The organism is Amycolatopsis jejuensis, from assembly GCF_000717335.1.
In the GTDB taxonomy this organism is placed as follows: Bacteria; Actinomycetota; Actinomycetes; order Mycobacteriales; family Pseudonocardiaceae; genus Amycolatopsis; species Amycolatopsis jejuensis.
In genome coordinates, this window is sequence record NZ_JNYZ01000129.1 from 1 (window position 1) to 215 (window position 215).

Annotated in this window: 1 pseudogene; it reads right to left on the reverse strand. The window is 59.5% G+C overall.

Going from position 1 to position 215, the window contains the following annotated elements:
* Window positions 1-7: 7 nt before the first annotated feature.
* Window positions 8-215, reverse strand: a pseudogene (locus tag OO71_RS51170) (IS5/IS1182 family transposase); the annotation flags it as partial.

A 215-nucleotide genomic window follows, 5' to 3' on the forward strand; every position in this document is an offset into this window, starting at 1 on the left:
AGAGGTCCTAACAGATTGAGTATTTCTTGAGTCTGCGCCAACAGATGATGCTGCAGGCGATGCTGAGGAAGGCTTCATGGATGTCATCGCGGATCTCCCAGCGGATGCGCAGGCGACGGAACCAGTGCAGCAGCGCGATGGTCTGTTCGACGACCCAGCGGTAAACGCCGAGTCCGGAGCCGTGTTCGGTACTGCGGCGGGCGAACTTCGGATCG